Below are 3650 nucleotides of genomic sequence, written 5' to 3' on the forward strand. Positions count from 1 at the left end.
ATCAGTGCTTTAAAAGTCTAATATTAATTGTCAATGTCTTAACTTAATGACATTGAGGTTTTCCTGCCGCCTTTTTTAGTAGTTTTAATAGTTACGATTGATGTCGCCCATGCTGGAACGCATTGCTTCATCAACGTATCTTGACGTTTCAACATCAGCTTCTTTCAAAGCCTCTTGAACGTCTTTATAGCTCATTTGGTTAACGAGATAGAATCTCAATGCTGTATTAACTAAGTCATTAAAGTCAGTATCGTTAATTTCGTTATATTTGTCGATTAATTTAGCAATATCGCTATTTAATTCAAAGTGTTTTCTTGGCATAATTGTTCCCACCCTTTTCTATAAAGGCATTATAGCATAATGCTTGCTAATCAATTGATGATAAAGCATCTAGCATATTGATCTTTTTAATCTTGTGGTGAACTACAACTGCTAAGGCAGCAGTAATGATTGCTGGAATCAATGCGGAGAATACAAAGTTAAATGGATACATATTTGGATCAAACATTGCGGCATCTGGCGGCAAGCTGGTGATAATAAAGTGGTGCAGCCACCAACCGAAACCAAAGCCAACAATAATTCCTAATGCAGAGAGAATAATAGTCTCCCGATAGATATACATGGTAGCTTCATTGTCATAAAATCCCAACACCTTGATAGTAGCCAGCTCCCGAATTCTTTCTGCAACGTTGATGTTGGTCAAATTGTAGATAACGACAATGTCGAGCATCCCTGAAATCAAAATAAAGATAACTTCGTTCAGACTACCGGTGTAGCTGCCTAATATTTTTCTATTCGAAGAATTGGAAATCACTGTTTCAATTGCGGCCGTTTTGACTAACTTCCTGCTAATACGATTAACTTCTTGCAGCTCATGACTTCTCATAGTAACGAGATAGGCATTCGCAGCGTATTTTTGACCAGTAGCGCGGGCGTATTCTTTTTGATTCATAAAGACGTAATGCCCCAAATACATTTCACAAATTCCTTTAACTTTAAAGCGGTAAGTTTTTCAAGCGCTGTTTTTTAGAGAAATAGTTGAGCCTTTCCTGGCGTTTAACAAGGTAGCTAATTTTTCAGAAATAATTACGCCATCGTCAGGCAAAGTGAGTTTCTTTTTACTTTGCCTTTCTCTTAAATTGATTTATTTCCTAAAATTAGCGGCTGATTCTGGTGTAATCATCATGATGTTTTCAGTTGAACCGCTTTGATTAAGATGCTTGGTTAATTGCTGATACTGCACGGCATTTGTTTGTGTAATATCTTTTTCTTTAAAAATGCTATCTAATTCATGCTGCTCTTTTTTAGTAACATGTTTGCTCTTTAAAGCAATGATGTCATTTTTTTGGACAGCGGAATATTGAATATTGCCAATTCCCTGAAGAGAATCACGAATGCCGAATCCCATGCCTAGCAAGCCTGTACAACCTGCTACGCCAAAAATGGTCATTAACATTCTACTCTTGTAGCGGAAGATGTTTCGTGCAGTAACTTTGGCAGAAAAACTCATGTGTTTCCATAACCAGGGGATGTGTTCCAGTAAAATACGAGAACCATTTTTAGGTGGTTTAGGTAAAAGCAATGCTGCTGGCTTTTCTTTTAGAGTTTGATAAAGCGTCAACATAGAAACAGCAGTAGTAGCAAGTAGTGCGATAATTAACGAAATAAGCAATGGCCACCAAGCAAAGTTAAGCTGGTAATCACTTCCCAATGTGGAACTAGCTAGGTAAGCCTTGATAATCATGTTAGGCAAGAAAGTATAACCTAAGCTAGCACCTAAGATCACGCCTAAAATTGCCGCAGAAGTGCTGTAAAGCAAGAACTTGAGCGCAATGCTAGCGTTGCTATAACCGAGTGCCTTAAATGTTCCAATATTAGTACGTTCTTCTTCTACGAAACGCATCATGGTAGTCAAACTGACCAATGCAGCAACGGCAAACAAAAAGACAGGGAAGACGTTGGCTAAAACTTCGACTCGCTCAGAATCAGCACGATAGGATGAATACCCTTGGCTTTTCTCACGACTGTTAATGGTATAGCTAGGATAATCGATTTGGATTTTATTTTTAGGTACCTCAATTTGCTCAGGCGTAATAGGGATGCCTTTTTTGATTAATTGCTCAGCGGCCTTCTTTTGATATTGTTTTTGATATAGCTGAACGTATTTATCGTATTTGTCTTGTCTATTCTTGTTTAAAGCCTTCTGCAATTTGTTTTGATCATGGTAAACGCGATTGCGATAAGTGACACTAAATGGGCTCAGATTAGCGGTGTTTTTAAAAGTTACACGTGAAACTTGATACACAGGTGAAGCGAACGCATTATGCGTTGTTACAGCGAATCCACTTAGTCGACCATTGCCGATATTGGTCTGACCGAATTGTGTTTTATCCAAAAATTCGCTTGATTTAACAAAGCCGACAATTTTATATGTTTTATTCTTTAGGATTCCTGGTTTGACGAAACTGATTTTTTCTCCGATGTGATACTTATTTTTTAGCAAATAAGAAAGAGCAATTTCTTTATTGTTTTCTGGGAAATGGCCCTTAATTCATAGCTTGAGAGATTATTTGACTGAGAGAATACCCGCAAGACATCTTGCTTATTTTTGACTTTTACATCTTGCAGATAGCCAAAGGTAGCCTGCTTAATTTCAGGGAGATTTTGAATGGTTGCTCGATCAGTTGAATTAATTCCGTAGTTGGAACTAACGGTGACATCGGCTAAATTGTGCTTAGTAAAAAAGTCCGCACCTGTTGCACGCATATCGGGGCCGGCTATTTTTAGTCCTACGAAGGCAAAAGTACCTAAACCAATTAGTAAGATAATTGCGATATAACGACCAAGCGAATGCGTTATGGCTTGGAAAGCGTCCTTCCATAAAATTGATTTGTGCATTATCAACACCTACCATTCAATGCTGCTGATATCCGCAGGCTGATCATTAGTTTCAATCTTTTGAATGCTACCGTCACGAATACGAATTACTTTATCCGCAATTGGTGCAATAGCGGCGTTATGGGTAACGATGAGCACAGTGGAGCCATTTTTTCGGCTCATGTCTTGTAGAATTTTTAAAATCTGTTTACCGGTTTTGTAATCGAGTGCTCCTGTTGGCTCATCACACAATAATAGCTCTGGCTTTTTCGCAATAGCACGAGCAATAGCGACACGTTGTTGTTCACCACCAGATAATTGAGCGGGAAAATTTTGCTCTCTATCAGATAAGTCTACTTCTCTTAAAGCCTCATCTGGATTCATTGCATCAGGCACGATTTGCGCAGCCAGTTCTACGTTTTTTTTTGCAGTTAGATTAGGGATTAAATTATAGAATTGAAAGACAAATCCCACATAATTTCTGCGGTAAGTTATTAATTGTTTGGCGTTATAAGATGCAATGTTTTTGCCTGCGACGATCACATCACCGCTTGTATTAGGTTCCATTCCGCCTAGAATATTGAGCAGTGTGGATTTGCCGGCTCCTGAAGAGCCTAAGATAACTACTAATTCTCCCTTATTAATAGAAAAAGTAATATCTTTATTGGCGTAAATAGTTGTATCCCCAGATTGATAAATTTTAGTATTATTTTTTAATGGCGGATTGTAAAATCAAATTGAACACTTCGTTCAAATATTAAAAAAAGTCCATT

2 protein-coding genes and 1 pseudogene are annotated in these 3650 nt (G+C 37.8%); all 3 read right to left on the bottom strand.

Translation table 11 applies throughout. The annotated features are described in order from the left end of the window. Nucleotides 1-84: 84 nt before the first annotated feature. Nucleotides 85-321, bottom strand: a complete 237-nt coding sequence (locus CP355_RS09545; protein WP_025005976.1) for a hypothetical protein — start codon at nt 319-321, stop codon at nt 85-87. A gap of 46 nt (nt 322-367) precedes the next feature. Beyond that, nucleotides 368-2898: pseudogene (locus CP355_RS09550) on the bottom strand (FtsX-like permease family protein). Nucleotides 2899-2907: 9 nt separating this feature from the next. Further along, nucleotides 2908-3576, bottom strand: a complete 669-nt coding sequence (locus CP355_RS09555; protein WP_098044421.1) for an ABC transporter ATP-binding protein — start codon at nt 3574-3576, stop codon at nt 2908-2910. Between the last annotated feature and the right edge of the window lie 74 nt (nt 3577-3650).

It is taken from the genome of Lactobacillus sp. UMNPBX4 (assembly GCF_002554115.1).
GTDB lineage: Bacteria > Bacillota > Bacilli > Lactobacillales > Lactobacillaceae > Lactobacillus > Lactobacillus gallinarum.